The sequence below is a fragment of the Polynucleobacter rarus genome (assembly GCF_003072505.1).
In the GTDB taxonomy this organism is placed as follows: Bacteria; Pseudomonadota; Gammaproteobacteria; order Burkholderiales; family Burkholderiaceae; genus Polynucleobacter; species Polynucleobacter rarus.
Genome location: NZ_NTGB01000001.1, coordinates 988467 through 1011410, shown reverse-complemented (window position 1 = coordinate 1011410; position 22944 = coordinate 988467). Strand labels below are relative to the sequence as shown.

Genomic DNA, 22944 nt, shown 5'->3' with positions numbered 1-22944 from the left:
GAACGTTAAGAGAGAACTTTTAGATGCAAAATAGTCAAAACGGCATGTCAGACGACTTCGATGATGAATACGATGGGCCAAGTAAGTCAGAAATTAAACGTCAAATGTTGGCTAGGCAAGACTTAGCCAAGACACTTTCAGAATTAAGTAGTGATCAGATTAAATCACTGCCGGTTGAAGAACGTCTAAAAGAAAAGCTTTTAGAAACTGAAAAAATTAGAACTTTTGGAGCCATTAAACGCCATAAACTTTTTTTAGGAAAATTAATGAGGGCTTTAGATGATGCAGAAATTGCTGCTATAGAAGCCCGCCTAGAGGCGATTAAAGGAGTCAACAAAGTAGAAATTGCAAAGTTTCATCATCTCGAACGATTACGGGAAGATTTACTGAACAATGACGCTAGGCTCACACAATTGATACAGGATCACCCTGGGTTGGATTTGCAAAACTTACGAACCCTCATTCGCAATGCTAGAAAAGAAAAAGCGGAAAACAAACCACCCAAAGCCTTTAGAGAGTTATTTCAAATTTTAAAAGCTTTAGATGGTGCTGAACAAAATCCTGAGATTGAGTAAACCATTGGTAAGTAAAGAAGAATTACTCACTTTCACTACCAGTAAAAATAATTTCATTTTCAGTAATATGAATTGCTAGAGGAATCAAGCTTGCCCCCTTTGGGCACGGTCCTCTTACAGAAAGACCCGTCTTGATCTCATAGACAGCATAATGAGTTGCACAAACGATATAGTTCAAATCTTCATCTAAAAACTGTGCAGGATTCCAATCCATTTCCATCGGCAAATGTGCACAACGATTTAGATAAGCAACCACCAATTGATTCTTCCGTAGAACAAATGCAGGTAAGTAGTCCTCAGGATCTGCATTCATGCCTGGAAATGATTGAATGTCAGAGCAACGTACCTGAAAACGTATTGCGCTATGATTTGCTAGATCGTTTGGATGACAAATCACCTCTCCTTTTCGAACGATTAAATCATTTGGGGTTTCATTCATCTTCAGAGCAATTTAAAAAGGTTTAGAATCATCTTTATAGCAAAAAAACATTTACTCAGACAACCTTTTTTAATAATTACTATGACAAAACAAATTATTCCTTATTTACCAATCGATCTTAAAGAGCCAAAAGAAATTGTCGACGCTGTGCGTGCTCGTCGTGGAGGTACTCTGCTGAATTTAGACAGAATGCTACTGAACAGTCCGGCATTAATTAGAGGTTGGAATGCCCATTTAAAAGAAATTCGTGAGAATCTTACCCTCGACGATAAGTACAAAGAAATTGGGATGTGCGGAGTCGCTATTCTCAACCGCGCTGAATATGAGTTTATTCACCATGCTCCAGAACTTTTAAAAGCCGGTGGTACTCAGGCACAAGTAGATGAAATTAGAAAAATTGATACTGATGCATTTAATGCTAGTTTATTTGATGCAACTGAACTTGATGTTATAGCTCTTACAGTTGCTATGACTCGGCATATTGAAGTACCTGTAGAAGTGATGGAACGTTTACAAAAAACGCTTGGAAACCAAGAAACAGTAGAGATGGTTGCGGTCGTTGCCACCTACAACATGGTTTCAAGATTTCTAATTGCTACTGGTGTTTCTCCAGAAAGTCATTAATATAAATTGACTGATTCTTTGTTTTACACTGAAATACTCGAGAGCATTAGTCATATTCCCGCAGCTGAGTGGAATCAGTTAATTACCGATCCAGATGCCTCCCCTTTTATTCGTCATGAATATTTGGAGGCCATGGAGCTGAGTGGCAGTGTTTCTGTCTCAACTGGTTGGCAACCTTGTCATTTCGCAGTAAGGCGTCGCGACAATGATGAATTACTTTGTGCCATGCCAGCTTATTTAAAAAAGCATTCCTACGGTGAGTTTGTTTTTGATTGGGCGTGGGCCAATGCATATCAACAAAATGGACTGCAATATTATCCTAAGTTACTGAGCGCGATTCCGTTTACCCCAGTAAGCGGATCTCGTGTTGTTGGCGATCACCAAGAAGCCCAAGAAATTTTAATCGCGACCTGTGTTCAATGGATCAAGGAACAGAATATTTCTTCCATGCACATGCTCTTTCCTTGTAGCGCTTCGGAAGAACTGCTCAAGAAATTCAACTTTCTACGAAGAGAGTCAATTCAGTTTCATTGGCAAAATCACTCACTCGAAAGACCATCAGAGAAACTATCTGATTTTCACGAATTTTTATATACCCTCAATAAAAAGAGGCGTAATAACATCCTCCGGGAAAGGCAAAGCGTTGAGGAGGCTGGCATTCTCTTTGAGCATATGCCTGGTTCTTCCATGCAGGCAAGTGACTGGGATGATTTTTATACTTTTTATGCTTCGAATTACATCAATCACGGTAATGCTCCATATTTGACGCGATCTTTCTTTGAAATAATTGGTAAAACGATGGCTGAATATATTCATGTCATTTTTGCGATCAAAGAGAACCGTCGTATCGCCAGCTCCCTACTCTTTAGAAATAGAAGTCCTAATGAACGCGTTTACGGTAGGTATTGGGGTAGTACTGAGTATGTCAGCAATCTTCACTTTGAAACAGCTTATTATCAATCGATTGAATTTTGCATTCGTGAAAAAATCAGTATTTTTGAGGGTGGCGCACAAGGTGAACATAAAATTCATCGGGGATTATTGCCAGTGAACCTGTATTCGATGCACTATTTGGTTGATGACAGATTTGCAAATGCTGTCCAAAACTTCTTAGAACAAGAAGGCAACTCAATGCACAAATACTTAAACGAACTCGTTGAACATCAGCCGATTAAAAAATCATAGCTGAAAAAATGGGTAAAAGTTCCTACTGAAAATCAGTGGCAAAGACTTCTGAGCTAGATTCTGATAGAAAGTTTGTGGCAGTATAGTTTTGAAGAAGTCGACTATTTTTAGGCAAATTGGCTGCTAAAAATTCCATTTGATCCGCAAGAATATTTCTTCCTTTGAGAATCATGTCTTCATAAAGACTTGGAATGTAAGGTGCATACATCAAGGACATACCAGCATTTTCAGGGGAACGATTACCCTTTTTCTGATTACACGCTCGGCATGAAATTACCAAATTCATCCAAGAGTAGCAGCCTCCTTTTGAAGAGGGTGTAATGTGTTCCGCTTCTGCTTCACTCTCGTTAATCAAACTAGCGCAATAAGCACATAGGCCTTGATCACGTTTATAGAGTTTTGCTTTAGTGATAGAAGGAATGACTTCAAAGAGGTTAATTCTAGAACTACCTTTGGTAGCGATGATAGAGTGTAGTTCTATTACCGACTGTTTTCCTGAAAGTCGGGAAATCCCTCCCCTCATCACCGCAACGGGTTTACCTAAAGTCCAAGCAATACTTCCTTCTGCATAGTGTTTGGTAGCTTCCTCAGCGTTAATCCAACTCTGAGGAATACCACCAACGTCTAGCTTCAAAATATGGAGCACGTTCAACCTCAATTAATTTTCTTAAGAAAACCTCTTTCAATCCTTATCTTAATAGAGATTTCATGACATTGCTAAGAAAATTGCACTAGGATACAAAATATCCCTTAAAAGTTTAGCGCTGTCCTATTTTTAGGGTCTTAAAAACATTTTGATGCTCTCTCGGTAAACATCTCCAGTATTGCGGAGCTGCCTCAACTTGACCACCAAGTTCGGTGGCCGCCTCCCAAACCCAGCGAGGTTTATACAAAAATGCTCTAGCTAGAGCAACTAAATCCGCCTCACCACGCTCTAAAATCTCTTGGGCTTGAGTAGGGTCAGTAATCAGTCCAACGGCAATGGTTGGTAAACCTGTTTCCTCTTTAATTTTTTTAGCAAAATCAACCTGATATCCCGGTTTAATCGCTATTTTTTGGGCCGAGGAGACTCCGCCACTAGAAACGTGAATATAAGAAACATCGTAGGCTTTGAGCGCATTACTTAAAACCACAGTTTCTTCAGGGGTCCAACCATCAGCGACCCAGTCACTGGCTGATAAACGTATCCCGAGAACTCCTTTATAAACTTCACGAATCGCCGCAAAAATCTCCAGCGGAAAACGCATTCTATTGGCAGAAGAGCCACCATATTCATCAGTTCGTTGATTAGCAACTGGTGATAAAAATTGATGAATTAAATAACCATGTGCACCATGTAGCTCAATAAAATCAACGCCCACTCTTTGCGCTCGAATGGCGGCTTGCACAAAAGCTGCTTTAATTTCGTCAAGGCCAGCTTGATCAAGTGCAAGCGGTAATACCTCGCCTAGGTTTTGAGGAATCGCAGAAGGAGCTTTAGTTTGCCAACCATTTGGTTGACTTGGTTCGATTAATGCTCCACCTTCCCAAGGGGCAGCACTGGATGCTTTTCTACCAGCATGGCATAACTGAATACCCACTTTAACCGCTGGTGCTAATGCCCGAGCCCGCTGCAAATGGTCTGTCAATGCGGCTTCGCAAGCGTCGTTATATAAACCTAAACAGTGTGGCGTAATTCTGCCATCTGCCGTCACACCAGTAGCCTCTATGATAAGGGCTGAGGCCCCGCTGTTTAAGAGGTTTGCCCAGTGAAAAAGATGCCAATCATTTGCTAATCCATCAATTGATGAGTACTGGCACATTGGTGCAACCACAGTTCTGTTGGCCAAGGTAATACCACCGTTCGGTGCCGGAAGTTTAAATTCAGTAAAAAGTAGGCTCATAGTTTTTTTATTTAGGGTAGGTAAGTATTTGTCAAATATATTAAATGTGAATTGAATATAACGTTAGTTTAAAACGAATGTTAAGATTGAAGAATAGAACCCAACTTCTTAATATTCAACTCGTGTTTTTTGATAGCAAAAGGTCTTATTGATATGACAAAAAAATCAAATTCTTCCCTAATTTTACCGAGTGAAATTACCCCTCAGCATTTTTTTGAAAATCGTCGTAACTTGATGAAGGTCGCTGCAGCGAGTACTTTAAGTGCCTCAATGGGGGAGTGGTTCACGAGGGATGCTGTTGCGCAAAGTGTTGCAAACAAACTCAATAGCACCCCTAACGTGGCTTTATCCGTCCTTGAGAAAAAGACTAGTTATGAGGACGTTACGAGTTATAACAACTTTTATGAATTTGGGATGGATAAAAGTGATCCGAAACAAAATGTCAAAAACTTTCAAACAACGCCTTGGAAAATTAGTATCGAGGGCCTTGTAAATAAACCTAGAGTGTTTGATTTAGCCGACTTATTAAAACTAGCGCCAATGGAGGAGCGTATTTACCGGATGCGCTGTGTCGAGGGCTGGTCGATGGTCATTCCATGGGTTGGCTATTCATTATCTAATTTGATTAAACAAGTCGAGCCACAGGGATCTGCTAAATTTGTAGAATTTGTTTCACTAGCTGATAAAAAACAAATGCCTGGTCTTGGCAGTCAAGTTCTAAGTTGGCCCTATGTTGAAGGCCTCAGATTAGACGAAGCCATGCACCCATTGACACTTCTGACACTCGGTTTGTACGGGGAAGTCCTACCGAAGCAAAATGGCGCACCGGTAAGATTGGTAGTACCTTGGAAGTATGGTTTTAAGAGTGCAAAATCGATCGTCAAAATTCGTCTTGTCGAAAAACAACCAGCCAACAGCTGGTGGCTTGCTAACCCCGGTGAGTACGGCTTTTATTCAAATGTGAACCCAGAAGTTGACCATCCCCGCTGGTCTCAGGCAAGTGAGAGAAGAATTGGCGATGACAAAGGATTTTTCGGCCCAAAGCGTAAAACATTAATGCTCAATGGTTATGCTGACCAAGTAGGATCTTTGTATGCTGGAATGGACCTTAAAAAATATTTCTAAACAGTATGGGTATCAGGCGATTCTTGTCTTCTGTTTGTTTCCATTCATCAGACTTTTATGGCTTGGCTTTGATAACGCGTTAACTGCTAATCCGATTGAATTTATTACGCGCTATACAGGCACATGGGCTCTTGTTTTTTTATGTTGTACCCTTGCGGTTTCTCCACTCAGAAAAGTTACTAACTTTAACCACTTCATCAGTTACCGCAGACCCTTGGGTTTAGCGTGTTTTGCCTATGCACTTCTGCATTTTCTGACTTGGCTAGTGCTGGATCATCAACTAGAGTTTTCAGAAATTATTCCAGACTTTTACAAACGCACCTATATTACGATTGGCTTATTAGCCTTCATTTTATTAATTCCACTAGCTATTACGTCAACCAACTCGATGCAAAAGCTGTTAGGCAGGAATTGGAAAAAACTGCATCAATTGATTTACCTGATCGCTCTATTAGCCCCACTTCATTATTGGATTCATAAAGCCGCTAAAAACAACTTATTTACTGTAAAAATCTACCTTGGAATTATTGGTGTACTTCTCGCTTATCGAGTCTTTTACTGGGCAAAGAGAAATTTAGCGTCAAGGAATTCCCCTAAAACGTTGAACTAGCAATGCTTTAAAATCCATCTTTAATCAACAAAAACTGATATGATTGAATGTTTAAACGTTGGTGAGTTGGTTCTTGACTGTGATCAGTTTGGTTCTCGGTATTTGGTTCTCGGTATCGCTCCAATGATCGTTCTCAGTAGTTCACTAAGAATTTTGCTAACCGTTGAACTGGATACGATTACATTTCGATCAACACTTAAAACACTTTTAATATCAAAAATTCCTGAATTATTTTAAGCATGACCTCTTTTAAACCCCCATTTACTCCCTTAGTAGAGTTACGCAATACCCTCTTTCAAAGAGGCTTTGCACTATTGCAAAACCAGGATTTTTTTTCGTTTACTGGAACGCTTGAAGCCCAATGGGAAAATTTAAAAACTGAATGGTCATCTCTAGAGCCGGATCAATATTTAAAAGATGGCGGTAAATATCGTCAGCGTAAACACGCTAGTGTCATTGTTTCTGAAAATAAAATTGAGTTGGTACCATATCGACCCCATTTCCAACCCTTATCCTACAATGCCCTTCATGGTGGCATGCAAAGATGGTTTACAGAGTGCTCAGTAGATTTTCTTACAAGTCAGCCATTAAGTAATTTACTTTACTCACTTACAAATTTATTTGATCAAATTGAGGCATCACAATCCAATCAGGAAGTTAATAACTCTCTTCGCTGGTTCACAGAAGTGCATCAATTTCGAATTGACACTGCCAGTGGTATCGGAAGACCCACCCCAGAAGGTGCACATCGTGACGGTGTCCATTTTGTAGCGGTATTGTTAGTAGATCGACACTTAGTAAAAGGTGGGGAGTCTCGTGTTTTTTCTGCCAGTGGCCCACAAGGTGAGCGCTTCACCTTGGATGAATCATGGACGCTCTTAATCCTCGATGATTTAAAGGTACTACACGAAACAACACCTATTCAACCTATGGATCGACTTCATCCAGAGCAAACTTGGCGAGATACCTTAGTTTTAACCTTCCGAAAAGATGCTTTTTTGGAGGATGTTAGTAGAGCATCAAAAATCACACAATCCTCTTCTGAGCCATCCTCATGTTAAGCCTACAAGGAAAGCGCTTAGTCATTTTCGCAATTATTTTATCTTTTTTAATCCATGTCTTTTTTGGTTTTTACTTAGATTTTTCTGTCGACGAAGCCCACTATGCTTTATATGGACTTCATTTAGATTGGAGTTACTTTGATCACCCGCCACTAGTTGGTTGGATTCAAGCACTCCCTATCAACTTCGAGTTCTCAGTAGGATTTATACGACTATTCATCCCTGAAGTCATCTGGCTTTTTAGTATCCTAATGACGATGTCGCTGACTAGACTGATTTTGGATTCTTTTTTTTACTTCTCAGGTGATATGCATTTTAAATCTGCCCCCCTTTGGGCAGCTTTGTGCTTAGTAAGCTCTCCGATTCTCCACGTATTAGGGGTAGGACTTCTGCCTGATACTCTTTTAATGCTGATTGTGCCAATGATGATGTGGTTAACAATCAAAATTCATCTGCAACTATCTCAACGATATTCTCGTGATTTAGGACTTTGGATTTTACTAGGCTGTGTACTAGGACTAGCAGCACTAGCCAAATATACATCCTTATTTTTTGCCCTTGCCATTCCATTTTGTTTAATCAGTTGGAATGGTTTGAAGATGTTCAGTCGTCCCGGATTTTGGATTTGTCTTTTGATTGCAGCAATACTCACATCTCCAATCATTTATTGGAACATTCAACATGAGTGGATTTCTTTTACCTATCAGATGGCACATGGCTCAGGTGGTGAGTGGAAATTTAAACGATTAGGCGTTTTCCTCCTCAATCAAATGGTTTGTTTTGGAGTTCTTCCGATTTTAGGCGTTGTTTGGACTTATCGTCGACATCTAAACACACCCTCTCCCCTAACTCTATTTTTTATCATCCCATTCCTTCTATTTTTATATTTTTCGGGGGGCGGTTCTAGTCTTCCTCATTGGACGAGTCCGGCTTGGATTGCATTGGCACCGATTGCCGGTATAGGCTTATCGAATGCTTGGGGGATGAGCAAAAGAATTTGGATCAGGTTCTTCCTGATTACTCAGTTATCTATTTGCATATTAGGTTTTTCATTATTGCTATGGGGAGGAATTCCTTCCGTTTCAATGCAAGACCCACTTGGAAAAAACAATCCCATTGCTGATTTGTATGGCTGGTCTGAGGCTGGTGAAAAGATGAAAATTCTGGCACAAAAAAATCAAATAGAACATTTAGTCGTTCAAAATTGGACTTTAGGTAGTCGATTGGCCTGGTATGCAAAGCCCCTTCCAGTCCATATTTTAGATGAGCGAGTAGATCAATTTGATTTATGGTTCGGTAAATTACCAATTGGTAAAGATGCATTACTGTTAAATTGGTCGCAAATGTCATTTACCCTCCCCGTTGGAGATACAGGTTTTGAGCGTTGTGACAAGGTGGATTCAATGGTAGTTCATCATTTTGGTCGGGATATTGCTCAATTTGATTTCTTAATATGTAAAAACTGGCAAGGTTCGTTCGTCTCCCAAAGAAACGATTTTGACTTTAATTTACCGCTAGAAACAAAGTCAAGTACTGAGTTGGAATCCCCTCCCGAACAAGTTCCTTCCGAACCATCTGTGCCAAATTCAAAGAATAATTAAATGTAACTTTTAAACCATTTATCATTAACTAAAACTTAAACGATCTTTTTATTCATTTTGACAAATCCTATTCATAGCACTTGGAGACAAAAACTCTTTTCTTGGATGAGGGTTTTAATTTCACTTCTTCTTTTAGCTCGTGCTTTTACATTAATTGATTGGCAAAATATAGAGAAAGCACTCCCAACGATTCAATTTGAATGGCTCCTTTTAACGCTATTTTTTCTTTGGCTGAGCAACGCCACCTCTGGCCTCCGTTGGGGGAAAATTATGCAAGCGGGTGGTTTTATTGCTCCCTTGATTGAATATGTACGCTGGTATTTTTCAGGAGGTTTAATTAATCAGGGGCTACCAACCACTCTTGGTGGTGATAGTTACCGAGCTATTTCTGCGCACAATCACTCTGATAAAAATCCATTATTGCCACCTGACCAATCTCCCAATCTGAAGCTGGCATTTTATAATGTCGCTCTGGATCGATCTTTGGGATTCGCTGGCAATAGTATCTTAGGGGCTATTGGCTTAGGACTTGGCGGATATATTTTTAACGACTGGTTAGGAACAACTGGCTGGATTTTATGTGTCTTAATGATTATGGGAGCTGGCATGATCTCCCTTCTTATTCATCTAGACTTTAGCAAACAACTCATCCAAAAAGCGCTACATAAATTAGATATTCATAATGGTATTCAATCTACAATTTACGCTTGGGGTTGGCCAAACGTTGTTTTTCAAATACCAATTGCTGTCTTGATTCATTTTTTCACACTTGCAGCCTATTGGGGATGTTTAAAAGCTTGTCATGTAGATGCACCAATTGAATCTTTATTGATAGGCATCCCAGCGATTAGCATTTTGATGATATTGCCCATTAGTATCTCCGGCTGGGGATTAAGAGAAACTTCCTTGGTAAGTATTTTGGGGCTTTGGCATTTAGATACAAGTCTTGTTATTTTAAGTTCCTTGCTGTACGGTTTGATCACATTAATCACATTTCTACCCGGTTTGCTAAGATTGGTAGTAAAAAAAAATTCCACCTGAGATAATATTTTCATGACTATTCGTGTAGACACAATGCGGCGTATTGATCACCTTGCTGGTGTGCCTTTATGCGCCCTTTTAAGTCCGTTTGTCCTTCTTTTTGACTGGTTGCGTAACTTAGTAGGTCAGCCATCAGCGAGTCCAAAAAAAGTTCTATTTATAGAACTTTCAGAAATGGGTAGTGCCATCTTAGTTGATCCCGCAATGAGAGAGACGATCAAACGCGGAGCACAAATCTATTTTCTTATTTTTAAAAGTAATCAAGTCAGTCTTGAGCTATTAAAAACCGTACCGAAACACCAGATTCTAACCATTGATGCCAGTGGCCTTGTTCCTCTGATACGAAGTACCATGAAAGTGTTGTGGCAAATACATCAATTAAAAATTGATACGGTGATTGACTTAGAATTGTTCTCGCGCTTTACGGCACTTTTAACCGGTTGCTCTTTAGCAAGACGTCGCGTTGGTTACCATATCTATCATGGCGAAGGATTGTGGCGTGGCAAGATGCTAACCCATGCCGTGCACTATAACCCGCATATCCACATCTCTAAAAATTTTATGTCGCTAGTCCATGCTGCATTTAGTTCTATTCAAGAGCTTCCTTTTAGTAAGATCCTGATAAAAGATGAAGATATCGTTTTAGCCCAAGCAGAAGTTAGTGACGAGCAGAGGGATTTGGTTAGACAGAAAATTATGCAATGTCTTAACGAATCCAAGGCTAATGAAACTTTAAAGTTGCGTTTTCCAAACCCACTGATTTTAATTAATCCTAATGCAAGTGATTTATTACCGCAAAGGCGCTGGGCTCCAGCTCGTTTCAGTGATTTAATTAGTCAGGCTGCCCAAAAATGGCCAGAGGCAATCTTTTTAATTACTGGCTCTCCTGAAGAACATCCTTACGCGCAAAATGTACTAAATGCAGCAAAATCCAATAATGTCATTAATTTTGCAGGTCAGGTTAAATTCACTCAACTACCAGCGCTGTATCAGCTAGCGGATCTGATGGTTACCAATGACTCCGGACCTGGGCATTTTTCCTCAGTAACTCCCCTCGCAACCATCGTTTTATTCGGCCCTGAAACACCTGCTCTGTATGGCTCCTTAGGTAAATCCATTCCTATCTTTGCTGGGTTGGCGTGTTCTCCTTGTGTGAGTGCAGCGAATCATCGTAAGACGCCATGTCTTGACAATGTGTGTATGCAAGCGATTCAAGTTCCCCAAGTGATGAGTGCAATGGAAAAACTACTCGATTCTCCAACAAATGAAGTGGTAGTTAATTTTGAATAGTCTGACAAGTTCCTCTTTGGGTTCGCCTCGAGAAACTTTGCCAATTTATGCATGGTGCTTCGTCTTCATTCCTTTTTTGATTTGGGTAGTCGTCGATCAAAATAATTGGAATACTGATTTATTTTTGAGCCTAAATCATTACTTTGCCAGTCTACCTGATCTTTTTTGGACGACTTTATCTTTGTTTGGGAATGGTTGGTTCAGCTTTGCAGTTCTACTTCCGGTAGTCTTTTTTGCACCTAGGGTTATTTTTGCTGCTTTACTTAGTGGTATTTTTACCGGTATCTTATCGGGAGTCAGTAAATCCTATTTTGATACTGCAAGACCAGCTAGCGTCATTGATCAAAGTAGTTTTCATATTATTGACTCTCCCCTACTTCACTCTGCAATGCCCTCTGGTCATACTATGACTGCTTTTGCGATTGCCTTCGCAGTTATTTTCTCAGCTCCCAAAGGAGCTCTAAAGTATTCGTCCTTAATCTTCTTGATCGCAATCGGGACTGGTTTATCCAGAATCGCAGTAGGAGCGCATTGGCCATCCGATGTATTAATCGGGGCATCATTCGGAATTTTTTGTGGTTTAGTTGGTACGATGATGATCTTTAAAATTCCTGCCTCAAAATTCAAAACCTATTCAATCTTGACCGCAGTCGTTGTTCTCATTAGTCTAGTCAATATTTATATCTTGTTAAATGAAAAACTCGACTTTTCAATTAACCAACCGATCCAATACGTTACTGCAATTTTTTTAAGTATCCACTTTGCAATTTACTTTAGTTTATTTATGAAACATCGTCGGTTGATGAAAAATCATGTTTAGTTATCGCCATGCCTTTCATGCAGGAAATCATGCGGATGTGCTTAAACACATTACCTTGTTAATCGGTCTGAACTTGCTACAAAGAAAAGAAACTGGTATTGCCCTTATCGACACCCATGCAGGAGCAGGAATCTATAATCTCGAGAGCGAGTATGCAACAAAAAGTGCTGAAGCAATTGAAGGAATTTTACGATTAGCTTCATATTGCAATGAGAATCCAGATGGCATTCCGGACGGAGTTAAGGCTTATTTCAAGGAAATCAGTCACTTAAATCAGCATCAAACCAAGTCTATCAAAACTTATCCTGGTTCTTCTCAATTAATGCTGCAAGCGATGAGAGTTCAAGATCAACTGAAATTAATGGAACTCCACACGACAGACTATCCTAGCCTAGTCGAAAATATGACCGTATCACAGGGCGAGTACCGCCCTAAAAAATCAGTTCAAATGTTTCAGAAAGATGGTTTTACCCAATTAAAAGCCTTTCTGCCACCACCAACCCGCAGAGGACTTTGTTTAATTGATCCATCTTATGAAAACAAGGATGACTACCAGTTTGTTTTAACGGCACTCAAAGATGCGATTAAGCGCTTTGCAACAGGAGCCTATTTCGTATGGTATCCAATCCTACAACGCCGGGATGCAACAGAATTACCGCATCAACTCGCAGAGTTCTGTAAGGATCACCATTTACCTTATTTACAAGCTGAATTACAGATTAAGAGTCAAATCCTAACCGAAGGCTTAGCTGCTAGTGGTATGTGGATCATCAATCCACCTTGGCAACTTCAAGAGCAGCTCGAAATCTGTTTACCCTTTTTAGTAAAGGCACTTGGTCAAGACGATTACAGCCGTTATGAATTGACGGCCCATGATTAATCTATTTTTTCATGAAAGCAAAAGCTAAATTTTCAGCTTGAAGGGGCTAAAATTAGTCTGCACATCATAGTAATCTTCATTCTCTTTTTTCTTTAAAAAAGCGACAATTTTGTAAGTAAAGGGAACAGCCAAAATTTCCCATGACGTTTTCAAAACGTATTGCACTATTGCCACTTGAATAACTTGTTCAATAGGCCATATTGCATAAAAAGCTAACATATAAAATAAGCTCGAATCGACTAACTCGCCACAAGCAGTAGAACCAATCATGCGGAACCAGAGATGCTTACCCTTAAAGTAAATTTTCATTTTGGCCAGCACGTATGCATTCACTAAGCTACCAGACCAAAATGCAATAATCGAACCAAAGACTATTCGCCAAGTATTACCAAAAACAGATTCAAGACCTTCTTGTAAATGACTGTTGTACTCCCCTGGAGCTGGAGTTAAGTGGATCACAACTTGGGACATGAATGCAGCAAAAACCAAGGCAGCAAAGCCACACCAGACTGCTCGGCGATCATAGGCGTAACCATAAACCTCAGTCAAAATGTCGCCAAAGGCATACGAAATAGGAAAAAACAAAATCCCTGCCCCAAAAATCATGGTTCCTAAATAGGGTAATTCAATTTGGGCAGCCTTCCCGGCACCAATTAAATTAGAACAAATAAGGACCGTCACAAACGCCACTAACATCAAATCATAATATTTGAATGCCTTTTTGGATGAGGGTGTTTCTACAGTTGATTTTGTGGAAGGGTTTTCTTGTTCGGTCATCATTTAAAATTTAGTCTAAACTAACATTAATATCATTTTTTTATCTTATCAAGATTATGTCAAATAAAACAAGATTTCAGTGGGACGACCCTCTTTTAATTGCACAACAATTAACCATGGAAGAGCGCATGATTTCTGATGCAGCTCGTCAATATAGTCAAGAACGTCTCATGCCCAGAATCCGTGAATCGTTTCATAACGAAGTGACGGACCAGGGAATTTTCCGTGAAATGGGCGAGTTAGGTTTTTTAGGCTGCACTATTCCAAGTGAATACGGTGGTGCTGGACTTGGTTATGTCGCCTACGGTGTGATTGCTCGAGAAGTTGAGCGAGTTGATTCCGGTTATCGCTCTATGCTTTCAGTGCAATCATCGCTGGTGATGTTGCCAATTTATGAGTTTGGATCTGAAGAACAAAAGCAAAAGTATCTGCCAAAACTTGCTAGCGGCCACCTTATTGGTTGCTTTGGATTGACAGAACCAGACCATGGTTCCGATCCGGGCAGCATGGTTACAAGAGCAAAATCTGTTCCAGGTGGCTTTGAATTGACAGGTTCAAAAATTTGGATTTCAAATGCCCCATTTGCAGATGTATTTGTGATTTGGGCTAAAAATGATGATGGCGTGATTCGTGGCTATATTTTAGAAAAAAATATGAAGGGTTTATCTGCCCCTGTCATGCATGGCAAGATGGGACTTAGAGCATCAACGACTGGTCAGGTATTTATGGATCAAGTTTTTGTACCCGCAGAAAATGAATTACCCAAGGTGTCTGGTTTAAAAGGCCCATTTACCTGCTTGAATTCCGCTAGATATGGGATTGCTTGGGGGGCGATGGGTGCTGCAGAAGAATGTATGCGCATTGCTCGTCAATACACGCTAGATCGCAAACAGTTTAATCGTCCTCTTGCCTCCAATCAGTTAATACAGAAAAAATTAGCTGATATGCTTGCAGAAATTAGTTTGGCCTTACAGGGTGCTCTTCGCTTGGGTAGAATGAAAGAAGAAGGAATAGATTGTCCTGAAATTACTTCAATTATGAAGCGCAACTCTACTGGAAAAGCTTTAGAAATCGCCCGGATGGCTAGGGATATGCTGGGTGGTAACGGTATTTCTGAAGAATATGATGTGATTAGGCATCTTTTAAACTTAGAGGTTGTGAATACCTATGAAGGTACCCATGATATCCACGCCCTTATTTTAGGACGCGCAATCACTGGGATTTCAGCCTTCTAAAACTTAATTTAATTTACAAAAACCCACTAGACTTTCGGCTAGTGGGTTTTTTTAGATTTCTATTTTTGCACCTAGTTCGACAACTCGATTCGTCGGAATCTGGTAAAAGTCCGAAGGCTTCGCTGCATTTTGGTACATCCAAGCAAAGATTTTCTCACGCCATATTGCCATACCAGGTATCGCCGATGGGATAACAGAGTCTCTAGCTAAGAAATAAGATGTGTCCATACTTTCGCATTCAATTCCGTAGGCTTTTAAATCATCGATAATTTTTAATGCATCTGGTGTTTCTTTGAAACCATAGATAGCCCGAACTAAATACATCTGATTACCAAGATCTTTAAAAGTGATTCTTTGTTCCTCTTCCACGAATGGAACATCCCAAATACTAATCTTCAAGAAAATAACTCGTTCATGCAAGATTTTATTGTGTTTCAAATTGTGCAACATTGCTACTGGAACATAATCAACGTGGGCCGTCAGGAATACAGCTGTGCCTTCAACTCGAATAGGTGGATGATAGTTCAGAGAATCAATAAAACCAAGTAATGGGATACCGTTTTGAACAGCTTTTTCTCGTAGTAACTTTCTACCTAAGTACCAGGTCATTAATAAAACGAAGCAAATAATCCCTAGCAACAGAGGGAACCAGCCCCCTTCAGCAATCTTCAGTAAATTAGCAGCAAAAAATGCAAAGTCCACAGATATAAATAGACCAATAATTACAAAAATTAGTATCGGATTCCATCTCCAAACAAAACTCATCACAATCGCAGATAAGATGGTTGTAATAATCATTGTTGTTGTAACGGCTATTCCGTAAGCAGCAGCAAGATTTGCTGAACTTTTGAAAGAAACCACGACGAAAATTACGATAATTAAAAGCATCCAATTAATTGCGGGCATATAAATTTGTCCAACCTCTTTGGCTGAAGTATAGAAAATCCGCATTCTTGGTACAAATCCTAATAAGATTGCTTGACTCGTCATCGAGTAAGCACCTGAAATAACGGCTTGTGAGGCGATAACAGTTGCACATGTGGCCAATATGACGAGTGGCAAAGTGAACGCTTCAGGAACCATTAAGAAAAATGGATTAGAAATAGCCTCAGGGGTATTCAACAACATAGCCCCTTGACCGAAATAATTGAGAAGAAGACAAGGCATCGCAATAAAAAACCAAGCATATCGGATTGGTTTGATACCAAAGTGACCCATATCTGCATACAGTGCTTCAGCTCCGGTTAGAACCAAAAATACTGCACCCAAAACAATAAATGCCTGCAAGGAGTGCTCGACTAAAAAATTGATCGCATACAGGGGGTTTACTGCAGAAATAATTTGCGGATTATCAACAATGTTGTAAATTCCCATTAAACCTAATACTCCAAACCAAACCACCATAATGGGGCCAAACAAAATACCTACGGTTGAAGTGCCCTTTTTCTGAATCAAGAACAGCAAAATTAAAATAATGAGGGTAATTGGAATGACATAAGGCTTGAACTCAGCAGAAACAACTTCAATACCCTCAACTGCAGATAGTACAGAAATAGCTGGGGTAATTACAGCGTCACCATAAAACATGCAAGCCCCAAAAACCCCAAGCATAATAATCGCTGAAGCACGCCTCGAACCAACCGGTGCTGTACGAAGAGCAAGAGCCATGAGGGCAAGAATACCACCTTCACCTTTATTATTAGCCCGCATCACAAAAAGAACGTATTTCAAAGAAACGACGATCAAAAAGGCCCAAAAGACCATTGATATCACCCCAAATACAGCATCAGCAGAGAATGGAATGCCATGTTCTGGACTAAAACATTCCTTAAGGGCATATAAGGGACTGGTGCCAATGTCACCAAAGACAATACCAATGGCAGCTAGCATTAAAGTGTAAGTATTTCCATTCTTTGAATGAGCATGAGACTCAAGGTTGATGGGACGTAGAATCTTTGATTCTGAAAACTCACGGTTGCTTAGGGACATGTTCTACCTTGTTGGTGCTCCAATGCTGAAAATTATATACCTTAAAAGTTTACGGTAAATGTTTTTGTTAGGGTTAACCCAAGTTTTAATCCAACCAACTGCCCATACCTTGTGCATTTTTTTCAATATCCAATGTCAATAATTGTTGGATTTTAGAATCCGTTAACTCGCACCCCTGATTTCTGAGAGCTTGCGTATAAATATTAAGTAATCCTTCTTTCAGAAATTCATGGCGATTTTCCGCAAACTTCAGTTTTTTTCCTAAATTTTCAACCTCTTCTAACAACTTTAAAAAGGCTTCATACATTTGAGGAACATGCTGAAAAGAACCAAAGTGCGAGAAATATAAACAGGAAGGCGTGAGTGCCATGACTTTCTTTAAGGAAACTTTTAGAGACCTTGAATCAAAATGAATTGGTGTTGCTGGAAAAACAAAAGAACCTTGAGGTGTATCAAATTCAGGATAAGATAAACCGAAGGTATCGCCAGTAAAAACTCCTTGAGATAACTCATCCCAAATACAAAGATGGTGCTTTGCAATTCCTGGTGTTTCTAAAATCGTCAACATTCGACCAGCTAGATTGATTAAATCTCCCTCTCGCGCTTCCATGATCCTTTTAGATGGGATAGGTATTAAGCGACCATATTCTTTATCAACCCAACTCACACCGTAAAGAGATGTTGCTGAGGCAATTAAAGAACTCGGGTCAATCAAATGACGAACTCCTCTGGGGTGCACAACCAACTTTGCATTAGGGCAATTTTGCATGAGTAAACCTGCACCACCTGCATGGTCCAATTGAATCTGAGTCAGAATAATGTAACTTACTTGCTCATAGCTACAGCCTAAATCGTTAATTGTTGCCATAATTCGGGGAATAGAAAAATTAGTTCCAGTATCAATGATTGCTAATCGATCGCCTGAAGGGGCTCTTTGCGCAACGACATAGCAGGAATCAAATTGTGGACGACCCAAACCCGTATCAACCATCACAACCTTTGAACCTAATTCTTTACCAAATCTTAAAGCCATATTTTTTTGTTGATTGTTTTCTAGTTGTTTATTAATCATCATCAGTCATCAAATCATACTTGAAGTTAAACTAGATAAAAGAACCTTTAAAAAAAATTTATGAAAAATCCCTTTATCCACTTCCTTAAAAAATTTGAATTAGAAGCCTACGTCGAATGGCTAGATTTTATTTTTATTGTTCTAGATTTAACAATCGTTTTATTTGTAGCTTGGTTCATTTTGCGAATTACAAAAAAAATCATACTTAGTATTGAAATGAAAATGTCTGAAAATTCTTCGCTTGATGATGCTAAGAGAATACAAACATTGTCCAGAGTGATGCGTTATATCACCTCGGTAGTCGTATTTTCTTTAAGTGTGATGACTGTTTTATCTACCTTAGGAATTCCAGTTGCTCCTTTACTTGCAACTGCTGGTGTAGCAGGTGTTGCAATTGGATTTGGAGCCCAATCTTTAGTAAAAGATTACTTCACCGGATTCGTCATGTTAATTGAAAACCAAATTCGCCAAGGTGACGTTGTAGAAATTGCCGGGAAAATCGGCACAGTCGAAGAGGTTACGCTAAGATATATCCGCCTGAGGGATTATGAAGGGGTAGTCCATTTTGTGCCCAACAATGCCATTACAGTAGTTACAAACAGATCCAGAAATTTTCTATATGCCGTCATGGATATAAGTGTTGCTTACAACACCGATTTAGCTCACTTAAACCAAACTTTAAGAAATGTCACAAAAGAAATGCGCGAAGATCCAAAATTTGTAAATATTATTTTGGATGACCTTGAGATTGCCGGGTTAGATAACTTCGGTGAATCATCAATCGTAGTGAGATGCAGAATAAAGGTTGATACAAGTTCGCAAATGTTAGTCAAACGAGAGTTCCAAGGCCGACTAAAGATGGCCTTTGAACAAGAAGGTATAGAGATCCCCTTCCGTCATTTGGTGATTCTACAACCAACAATAAAAACCCCATCAATCACATAAGTTTAAGAAGGGATTGCTATTCGTAGTTAACCATGATATAGTTACCCTCTTAGTACAGAACAGACGCGGGGTGGAGCAGTCTGGCAGCTCGTCGGGCTCATAACCCGAAGGTCATAGGTTCAAATCCTATCCCCGCAACCAGTAGATAAAAGGCTTTCAGGTTAAACGACTTGAAAGCCTTTTTGGTTTTTTAGGGCTGTAAAACCATCATGTAACCCAATTTGGGATTCAGTTCTGAATAATTCTTTTGGTATAGTCATTTTATTCAAGTTACCTTTAGGAAACCCATGAAAAAACTATTCTTTATCCTCTGCCTGTTCTCAATGTCTGCTCAAGCACAGAATAATTTACCGCCCTGCAATGGTGACTTGTCGCAACGACTTTGTTTTGGAATCAGAGAGTACAGTGATGGGAAATACGTTGGGCAGTTTAGAGATCACGTAGCGCATGGTCAAGGAACCTTAACATATGTTAATGGGAATAAATACGTAGGGAAATGGAAAGATGGCCAAATGGATGGTCAAGGAACCTATACATTTGCTAATGGGGATAAAGTCGTAGGCCAATGGAGAAATGGCAAGTTCATTCAAGCACAAAGCCCACCTCCAGTGATTGCAGCCTGGACACAGCCAACAGATAACGAAAGAAAAAAATTAGAAGAAGAAAAACGTCAACTTGCTGAAGAACGTAGAAATCTTGAAGAAGAAAAACTCAAGCTTAATACAAAACGGTAATCCCCCCTCTGGTTAACTGAATTTAGAAGTAAATTTCACCTTGAGGATTGTCTAAGTAATTGGGATATTACACAATCGATTTTTTTCAATCAGACATTTCCAATATTTAATATTTTTCAGTCATTCAATTTCAATCCTGACTGCTGAATAAGATTTCCCCATTTAATGGATTCCATTTTCATGATTTGCTTAAAGTCATTTGAACTTGAACCAATTGTTTCCATACCCTGCTGAAAAATAGACTGTTTAATGGCATTATCCGAAAGTATTTGCTGAACAGCTTTATGAATATCATTTATAACTGGCAGTGGCGTTGCGCTTGGCGCTACTAAACCAGTCCAACCTTGAATCACAACTTCGGGGAACCCCTGTTCTACTAAGGTTGGAACATCTGGAAATTGTTGCACCCGCGAAGGCGAGGCGATAGCCAATAAGTTTAATTTACCAGAGCGAATATGACTAATGGCAGATGCCAAGGGAACAAACATTAAATCAGTATGTCCACCCATTACGTCAAGCATCCCAGCAGCATCTCCACGGTTAGGAATGTGAGTTAGTTTAATATTTGCATTAGCAGAAAATAGCTCTGCAGCTAAATGTCCAAGATTACCAACCCCAGCTGAACTAAAGTTTAGAGAACGATCATTCTTTTTAGAAAATGAAACAAGATCATTGACATTTTTAAAAGGAAGTTGCGGATTTGATACCAAAGCAAAAATTATCGAAGTAGTTTGAGTAATCGGCGCTAAGTCTTCCAAAGGTCTGAATGGCATATTCTTATAAACGTGAGGGTTAACTGTCATTACACTAGGCACCACAAGTCCCAATGTATAACCATCAGCTGGAGCCTTTGCAACCAGATCAATACCAACAATACCATTTGCACCTGGCTTATTTTCAACGACTACGTTCCACTTGTATGATTCAGATAAACCAGTCGCTATGATTCGTGCAATCACATCGGCAGATGAACCTGCGGAATTTGCAACTACTAATCGAATCGGCCTAGACGGATATTTTTCAGCTGCAATTACCTGTGAGAAAAATAAGGTCAGAATTAAAAAAACACTTAACTGTCGAATAGTTTTCATTTCAACTACCTCAAAAGGACTTCAGGATTAATTAAACGCAACTTCTCTTTGTTCACATAACGAATAACCTGCTCGAAAGCTTCGCCAAAATAGAGCTCGAAGGTATCAATGTCAGCCCAGCCCAAATGGGGAATACAAACAACGTTTTCCATTTTTAAAAACGGATGATTACCGTCAAGAATTGGTTCATTCTCATAAACATCTACACCCGCATAACCAGGGCGACCAGTTAGCAAAGCCTTTTCTAATGCACCCTCTTCGACTAGTTCAGCTCGTGCGGTATTAATAAATAATGCCGTTGACTTCATCAAACTAAGATCGGCATAAGAAACAGAGTTAGCCGTATCTTTACTGTAGCGCAAATGGAGACTCAATACATCAGCACGTGAAAATAAATCTGCTTTACTATTTGCAACCTCATACCCCAATTCTTTTGCCTTATTTATTGAAGCATCTCGACCCCAAATTAAAATATGCATACCCATAGCATGCGCAGCCCTTGCCACAATTTGACCAATAACACCTAAACCATAAATACCCAAAGTCGACCCAGCAAGCCTGTGTGACAGAGTAATTGGGAATTTACCTTCTTTCATTCTTGTGGCTTCCAGTACAACATTTCTTCTAACAGCGAGCATCAGAGCTAAAGTTAATTCAGCAGGGGCTTCCGGCGAGGAAGAAATGCCATGCGTCACTGCAACTCCATGCTTTGTACAAGCAGCATAATCAATCGTTTTACTATGTCGCCCGACCAAAGATATTAATCGAAGTTTAGGTAACTCTCTTAACAACTCTTCATCAATGGAGATCCGTTCCCGGATAATAACTAAAATATCGGCGTCCTTCAGGCGATCAATTAACTCATCACGATACTTAACTGGCTCAACATAAATTTTCACTTGATGTGCAGATAATAGCGAGTAGCACTGTAAATCTTTCACACAATTTTGATAATCATCTGCTATGACTATATTCATAAATTATCCCAATATCTATCAAAAAAACTTCAACAAAATTCAATACTAAAACTATCATCACTTTACAAAAGAATTTGTAGTAAAAGTTCCGCTATTAATTAAGTTTTAATAGAAAACTTAAAGTAAATCTATTGGGGTAAAACATGAGGAGCTATTGAGATAGCTTAATTAGGTCTTACTTTAGAAAATTTCCATGTTTCTTCAGACTAGCCTGCATGATTAACAGGTGAGTTATTGAGGATTTTCTTAAGTGTCCTCCATTGCGGCATATGTTGATCCATTAAAGTTACAAACCGACGATTGTGGCTCGGTTCAATGAGATGCATCAACTCATGGACAACAACATACTCAAGACATTCTTTAGGCTTTTTAGCCAGTTCTGAATTCAAACGGATAGAGTGAGTTTTTGTATTGCAACTCCCCCATAAGGTTTTCATTTTCTGAATCAACCATTGATTTGCCTTAACCCCAATAGATCCCTCCCACTTGGGAACCATCTCTACTAGTTGATTTCGAATCAGTTCACGATACCATGCGTCAAGAAATTTTAGCTTTTGGACTTGATTCCAATTGGATTTCGAGTAGTACATTAATTGGTTACCGCTCAATTCAATTCTTGGGGCTTTATCTATTTCTACAACATTTAATAAATAGCATTCTCCCCAGACATAGTGATTTTCTTGATTTAAAAACTCTCGCTGGCTTTCTTTTGGACGTTCTTTTATTTTTCTTTGTTGTTGAAGAATCCAATCAATCTTGCTTATCAAAAATCTACGAATTGTTTCTATCTCCATATGCATCGGAGCAGACAGAGTGACTCTTCCTTCTGGTTGGTGAACTCTTAAATGAATATTTTTAATTTTCTTAGGTCTTAATTCAACCCATATATTGTCATTAATTTTTATTAGAGAAGTCGCTGATAATCGCATTAAACTAAGATAATTAAAATGCTTCTATCTGTCAAATCATCTTGCAAAAAAGGATCTAACT

At 39.4% G+C, this 22944-nt stretch carries 24 protein-coding genes and 1 tRNA gene; 16 read left to right on the top strand and 9 right to left on the bottom strand.

What is annotated here, in order from left to right:
• Nucleotides 1–23: 23 nt before the first annotated feature.
• Nucleotides 24–575 (top strand): ribosome biogenesis factor YjgA, encoded by a 552-nt coding sequence (gene yjgA, locus AOC35_RS04730; protein ID WP_108646004.1) that lies wholly within the window; start codon nucleotides 24–26, stop codon nucleotides 573–575.
• Nucleotides 576–597: 22 nt separating this feature from the next.
• Here yjgA and AOC35_RS04725 read toward each other — a convergent pair whose 3' ends face one another.
• Complete coding sequence (locus AOC35_RS04725; RefSeq protein WP_108646003.1) at nucleotides 598–1014, bottom strand: Rieske (2Fe-2S) protein; 417 nt, start codon at nucleotides 1012–1014, stop codon at nucleotides 598–600.
• An 81-nt stretch (nucleotides 1015–1095) separates the two neighbouring features.
• Here AOC35_RS04725 and AOC35_RS04720 point away from each other — a divergent pair, with 81 nt between their 5' ends.
• On the top strand, nucleotides 1096–1638 hold the full coding sequence (locus tag AOC35_RS04720; RefSeq protein ID WP_108646002.1) for a carboxymuconolactone decarboxylase family protein: 543 nt from the start codon (nucleotides 1096–1098) through the stop codon (nucleotides 1636–1638).
• A gap of 18 nt (nucleotides 1639–1656) precedes the next feature.
• Complete coding sequence (locus tag AOC35_RS04715; RefSeq protein WP_159077483.1) at nucleotides 1657–2823, top strand: GNAT family N-acetyltransferase; 1167 nt, start codon at nucleotides 1657–1659, stop codon at nucleotides 2821–2823.
• A gap of 22 nt (nucleotides 2824–2845) precedes the next feature.
• Here the strand turns inward: AOC35_RS04715 and AOC35_RS04710 are convergent, their stop codons facing one another.
• Nucleotides 2846–3469: an HNH endonuclease gene (locus AOC35_RS04710; RefSeq protein WP_108646000.1), complete on the bottom strand. Its 624-nt coding sequence runs from the start codon at nucleotides 3467–3469 to the stop codon at nucleotides 2846–2848.
• A 112-nt stretch (nucleotides 3470–3581) separates the two neighbouring features.
• The gene (locus AOC35_RS04705) at nucleotides 3582–4706 is read right to left on the bottom strand and encodes an NADH:flavin oxidoreductase/NADH oxidase (protein ID WP_108645999.1); all 1125 of its coding nucleotides are present in this window, start codon (nucleotides 4704–4706) and stop codon (nucleotides 3582–3584) included.
• Between the two features lie 153 nt (nucleotides 4707–4859).
• Here AOC35_RS04705 and msrP point away from each other — a divergent pair, with 153 nt between their 5' ends.
• The 9 genes from msrP to AOC35_RS04660 are packed head-to-tail and all read left to right on the top strand — an operon-like array spanning nucleotide 4860 to nucleotide 13134.
• The gene (gene msrP, locus AOC35_RS04700) at nucleotides 4860–5831 is read left to right on the top strand and encodes a protein-methionine-sulfoxide reductase catalytic subunit MsrP (protein WP_108645998.1); all 972 of its coding nucleotides are present in this window, start codon (nucleotides 4860–4862) and stop codon (nucleotides 5829–5831) included.
• Entirely contained in the window at nucleotides 5800–6441 is a 642-nt protein-coding gene (locus AOC35_RS04695; RefSeq protein ID WP_108645997.1) for a protein-methionine-sulfoxide reductase heme-binding subunit MsrQ, read from the top strand. Before msrP ends, AOC35_RS04695 begins: the two co-directional genes overlap by 32 nt.
• Before the next feature lie 39 nt (nucleotides 6442–6480).
• Nucleotides 6481–6678, top strand: a complete 198-nt coding sequence (locus AOC35_RS04690; protein WP_108645996.1) for a hypothetical protein — start codon at nucleotides 6481–6483, stop codon at nucleotides 6676–6678.
• Nucleotides 6679–6680: 2 nt separating this feature from the next.
• Nucleotides 6681–7502 (top strand): 2OG-Fe dioxygenase family protein, encoded by an 822-nt coding sequence (locus AOC35_RS04685; protein WP_108645995.1) that lies wholly within the window; start codon nucleotides 6681–6683, stop codon nucleotides 7500–7502.
• On the top strand, nucleotides 7496–9103 hold the full coding sequence (locus AOC35_RS04680; RefSeq protein ID WP_108645994.1) for an ArnT family glycosyltransferase: 1608 nt from the start codon (nucleotides 7496–7498) through the stop codon (nucleotides 9101–9103). Before AOC35_RS04685 ends, AOC35_RS04680 begins: the two co-directional genes overlap by 7 nt.
• 57 nt (nucleotides 9104–9160) lie before the next feature.
• On the top strand, nucleotides 9161–10144 hold the full coding sequence (locus AOC35_RS04675; protein ID WP_159077482.1) for a lysylphosphatidylglycerol synthase transmembrane domain-containing protein: 984 nt from the start codon (nucleotides 9161–9163) through the stop codon (nucleotides 10142–10144).
• Between the two features lie 12 nt (nucleotides 10145–10156).
• The gene (locus AOC35_RS04670; RefSeq protein WP_211307473.1) at nucleotides 10157–11434 is read left to right on the top strand and encodes a glycosyltransferase family 9 protein; all 1278 of its coding nucleotides are present in this window, start codon (nucleotides 10157–10159) and stop codon (nucleotides 11432–11434) included.
• Between the two features lie 37 nt (nucleotides 11435–11471).
• The gene (locus AOC35_RS04665) at nucleotides 11472–12254 is read left to right on the top strand and encodes a phosphatase PAP2 family protein (RefSeq protein WP_159077481.1); all 783 of its coding nucleotides are present in this window, start codon (nucleotides 11472–11474) and stop codon (nucleotides 12252–12254) included.
• Nucleotides 12247–13134 carry a 23S rRNA (adenine(2030)-N(6))-methyltransferase RlmJ gene (locus AOC35_RS04660; protein WP_108645991.1) on the top strand — a complete coding sequence of 296 codons (888 nt, stop codon included), beginning with the start codon at nucleotides 12247–12249 and terminating at the stop codon, nucleotides 13132–13134. The genes AOC35_RS04665 and AOC35_RS04660 overlap by 8 nt, the downstream gene beginning before the upstream one ends.
• 24 nt (nucleotides 13135–13158) lie before the next feature.
• On the opposite strand, the gene AOC35_RS04655 is transcribed toward AOC35_RS04660, so the two are convergent.
• A complete protein-coding gene (locus AOC35_RS04655; protein WP_170107033.1) occupies nucleotides 13159–13914 on the bottom strand; it encodes a queuosine precursor transporter in 756 nt (251 codons plus the stop codon).
• Between the two features lie 53 nt (nucleotides 13915–13967).
• On the opposite strand from AOC35_RS04655, the gene AOC35_RS04650 reads away from it, so the two are divergent.
• Nucleotides 13968–15146 carry an acyl-CoA dehydrogenase gene (locus AOC35_RS04650; protein ID WP_211307472.1) on the top strand — a complete coding sequence of 393 codons (1179 nt, stop codon included), beginning with the start codon at nucleotides 13968–13970 and terminating at the stop codon, nucleotides 15144–15146.
• 51 nt (nucleotides 15147–15197) lie between these two features.
• Here AOC35_RS04650 and AOC35_RS04645 read toward each other — a convergent pair whose 3' ends face one another.
• Together AOC35_RS04645 and AOC35_RS04640 are read right to left on the bottom strand one after the other, a co-directional pair.
• Complete coding sequence (locus AOC35_RS04645; RefSeq protein WP_245898551.1) at nucleotides 15198–17036, bottom strand: potassium transporter Kup; 1839 nt, start codon at nucleotides 17034–17036, stop codon at nucleotides 15198–15200.
• A gap of 184 nt (nucleotides 17037–17220) precedes the next feature.
• Nucleotides 17221–18207 carry an MBL fold metallo-hydrolase gene (locus tag AOC35_RS04640; RefSeq protein WP_159077480.1) on the bottom strand — a complete coding sequence of 329 codons (987 nt, stop codon included), beginning with the start codon at nucleotides 18205–18207 and terminating at the stop codon, nucleotides 17221–17223.
• A 60-nt stretch (nucleotides 18208–18267) separates the two neighbouring features.
• On the opposite strand from AOC35_RS04640, the gene AOC35_RS04635 reads away from it, so the two are divergent.
• The 3 genes from AOC35_RS04635 (at nucleotide 18268) to AOC35_RS04625 (ending at nucleotide 19886) form a co-directional block, all read left to right on the top strand.
• Nucleotides 18268–19152: a mechanosensitive ion channel family protein gene (locus AOC35_RS04635; RefSeq protein ID WP_108645987.1), complete on the top strand. Its 885-nt coding sequence runs from the start codon at nucleotides 18268–18270 to the stop codon at nucleotides 19150–19152.
• Between the two features lie 64 nt (nucleotides 19153–19216).
• Nucleotides 19217–19293, top strand: a tRNA-Met gene (locus AOC35_RS04630).
• A gap of 182 nt (nucleotides 19294–19475) precedes the next feature.
• Nucleotides 19476–19886 carry a hypothetical protein gene (locus AOC35_RS04625; protein ID WP_108645986.1) on the top strand — a complete coding sequence of 137 codons (411 nt, stop codon included), beginning with the start codon at nucleotides 19476–19478 and terminating at the stop codon, nucleotides 19884–19886.
• A gap of 116 nt (nucleotides 19887–20002) precedes the next feature.
• On the opposite strand, the gene AOC35_RS04620 is transcribed toward AOC35_RS04625, so the two are convergent.
• The 3 genes from AOC35_RS04620 to AOC35_RS04610 all read right to left on the bottom strand — a co-directional run bounded on the left by AOC35_RS04620 (nucleotide 20003) and on the right by AOC35_RS04610 (nucleotide 22883).
• On the bottom strand, nucleotides 20003–20977 hold the full coding sequence (locus AOC35_RS04620) for a Bug family tripartite tricarboxylate transporter substrate binding protein (RefSeq protein WP_108645985.1): 975 nt from the start codon (nucleotides 20975–20977) through the stop codon (nucleotides 20003–20005).
• Nucleotides 20978–20982: 5 nt separating this feature from the next.
• Entirely contained in the window at nucleotides 20983–21954 is a 972-nt protein-coding gene (locus tag AOC35_RS04615) for a D-2-hydroxyacid dehydrogenase family protein (protein ID WP_108645984.1), read from the bottom strand.
• A 206-nt stretch (nucleotides 21955–22160) separates the two neighbouring features.
• Nucleotides 22161–22883 carry a M48 family metallopeptidase gene (locus tag AOC35_RS04610; protein ID WP_108645983.1) on the bottom strand — a complete coding sequence of 241 codons (723 nt, stop codon included), beginning with the start codon at nucleotides 22881–22883 and terminating at the stop codon, nucleotides 22161–22163.
• Nucleotides 22884–22944 lie beyond the last annotated feature (61 nt).

Coding starts and splice junctions, on each gene's coding strand:
- yjgA (WP_108646004.1), top strand. CDS start 24: ATGCAAAATAGTCAAAACGGCATGTCAGACGACTTCGATGATGAATAC.
- AOC35_RS04725 (WP_108646003.1), bottom strand. CDS start 1,014: ATGAATGAAACCCCAAATGATTTAATCGTTCGAAAAGGAGAGGTGATT.
- AOC35_RS04720 (WP_108646002.1), top strand. CDS start 1,096: ATGACAAAACAAATTATTCCTTATTTACCAATCGATCTTAAAGAGCCA.
- AOC35_RS04705 (WP_108645999.1), bottom strand. CDS start 4,706: ATGAGCCTACTTTTTACTGAATTTAAACTTCCGGCACCGAACGGTGGT.
- msrP (WP_108645998.1), top strand. CDS start 4,860: ATGACAAAAAAATCAAATTCTTCCCTAATTTTACCGAGTGAAATTACC.
- AOC35_RS04695 (WP_108645997.1), top strand. CDS start 5,800: ATGCTGGAATGGACCTTAAAAAATATTTCTAAACAGTATGGGTATCAG.
- AOC35_RS04690 (WP_108645996.1), top strand. CDS start 6,481: ATGATTGAATGTTTAAACGTTGGTGAGTTGGTTCTTGACTGTGATCAG.
- AOC35_RS04685 (WP_108645995.1), top strand. CDS start 6,681: ATGACCTCTTTTAAACCCCCATTTACTCCCTTAGTAGAGTTACGCAAT.
- AOC35_RS04680 (WP_108645994.1), top strand. CDS start 7,496: ATGTTAAGCCTACAAGGAAAGCGCTTAGTCATTTTCGCAATTATTTTA.
- AOC35_RS04670 (WP_211307473.1), top strand. CDS start 10,157: ATGACTATTCGTGTAGACACAATGCGGCGTATTGATCACCTTGCTGGT.
- AOC35_RS04660 (WP_108645991.1), top strand. CDS start 12,247: ATGTTTAGTTATCGCCATGCCTTTCATGCAGGAAATCATGCGGATGTG.
- AOC35_RS04655 (WP_170107033.1), bottom strand. CDS start 13,914: ATGATGACCGAACAAGAAAACCCTTCCACAAAATCAACTGTAGAAACA.
- AOC35_RS04650 (WP_211307472.1), top strand. CDS start 13,968: ATGTCAAATAAAACAAGATTTCAGTGGGACGACCCTCTTTTAATTGCA.
- AOC35_RS04645 (WP_245898551.1), bottom strand. CDS start 17,036: ATGCTAGCTGCCATTGGTATTGTCTTTGGTGACATTGGCACCAGTCCC.
- AOC35_RS04640 (WP_159077480.1), bottom strand. CDS start 18,207: ATGATTAATAAACAACTAGAAAACAATCAACAAAAAAATATGGCTTTA.
- AOC35_RS04635 (WP_108645987.1), top strand. CDS start 18,268: ATGAAAAATCCCTTTATCCACTTCCTTAAAAAATTTGAATTAGAAGCC.
- AOC35_RS04625 (WP_108645986.1), top strand. CDS start 19,476: ATGTCTGCTCAAGCACAGAATAATTTACCGCCCTGCAATGGTGACTTG.
- AOC35_RS04620 (WP_108645985.1), bottom strand. CDS start 20,977: ATGAAAACTATTCGACAGTTAAGTGTTTTTTTAATTCTGACCTTATTT.
- AOC35_RS04615 (WP_108645984.1), bottom strand. CDS start 21,954: ATGAATATAGTCATAGCAGATGATTATCAAAATTGTGTGAAAGATTTA.
- AOC35_RS04610 (WP_108645983.1), bottom strand. CDS start 22,883: ATGCGATTATCAGCGACTTCTCTAATAAAAATTAATGACAATATATGG.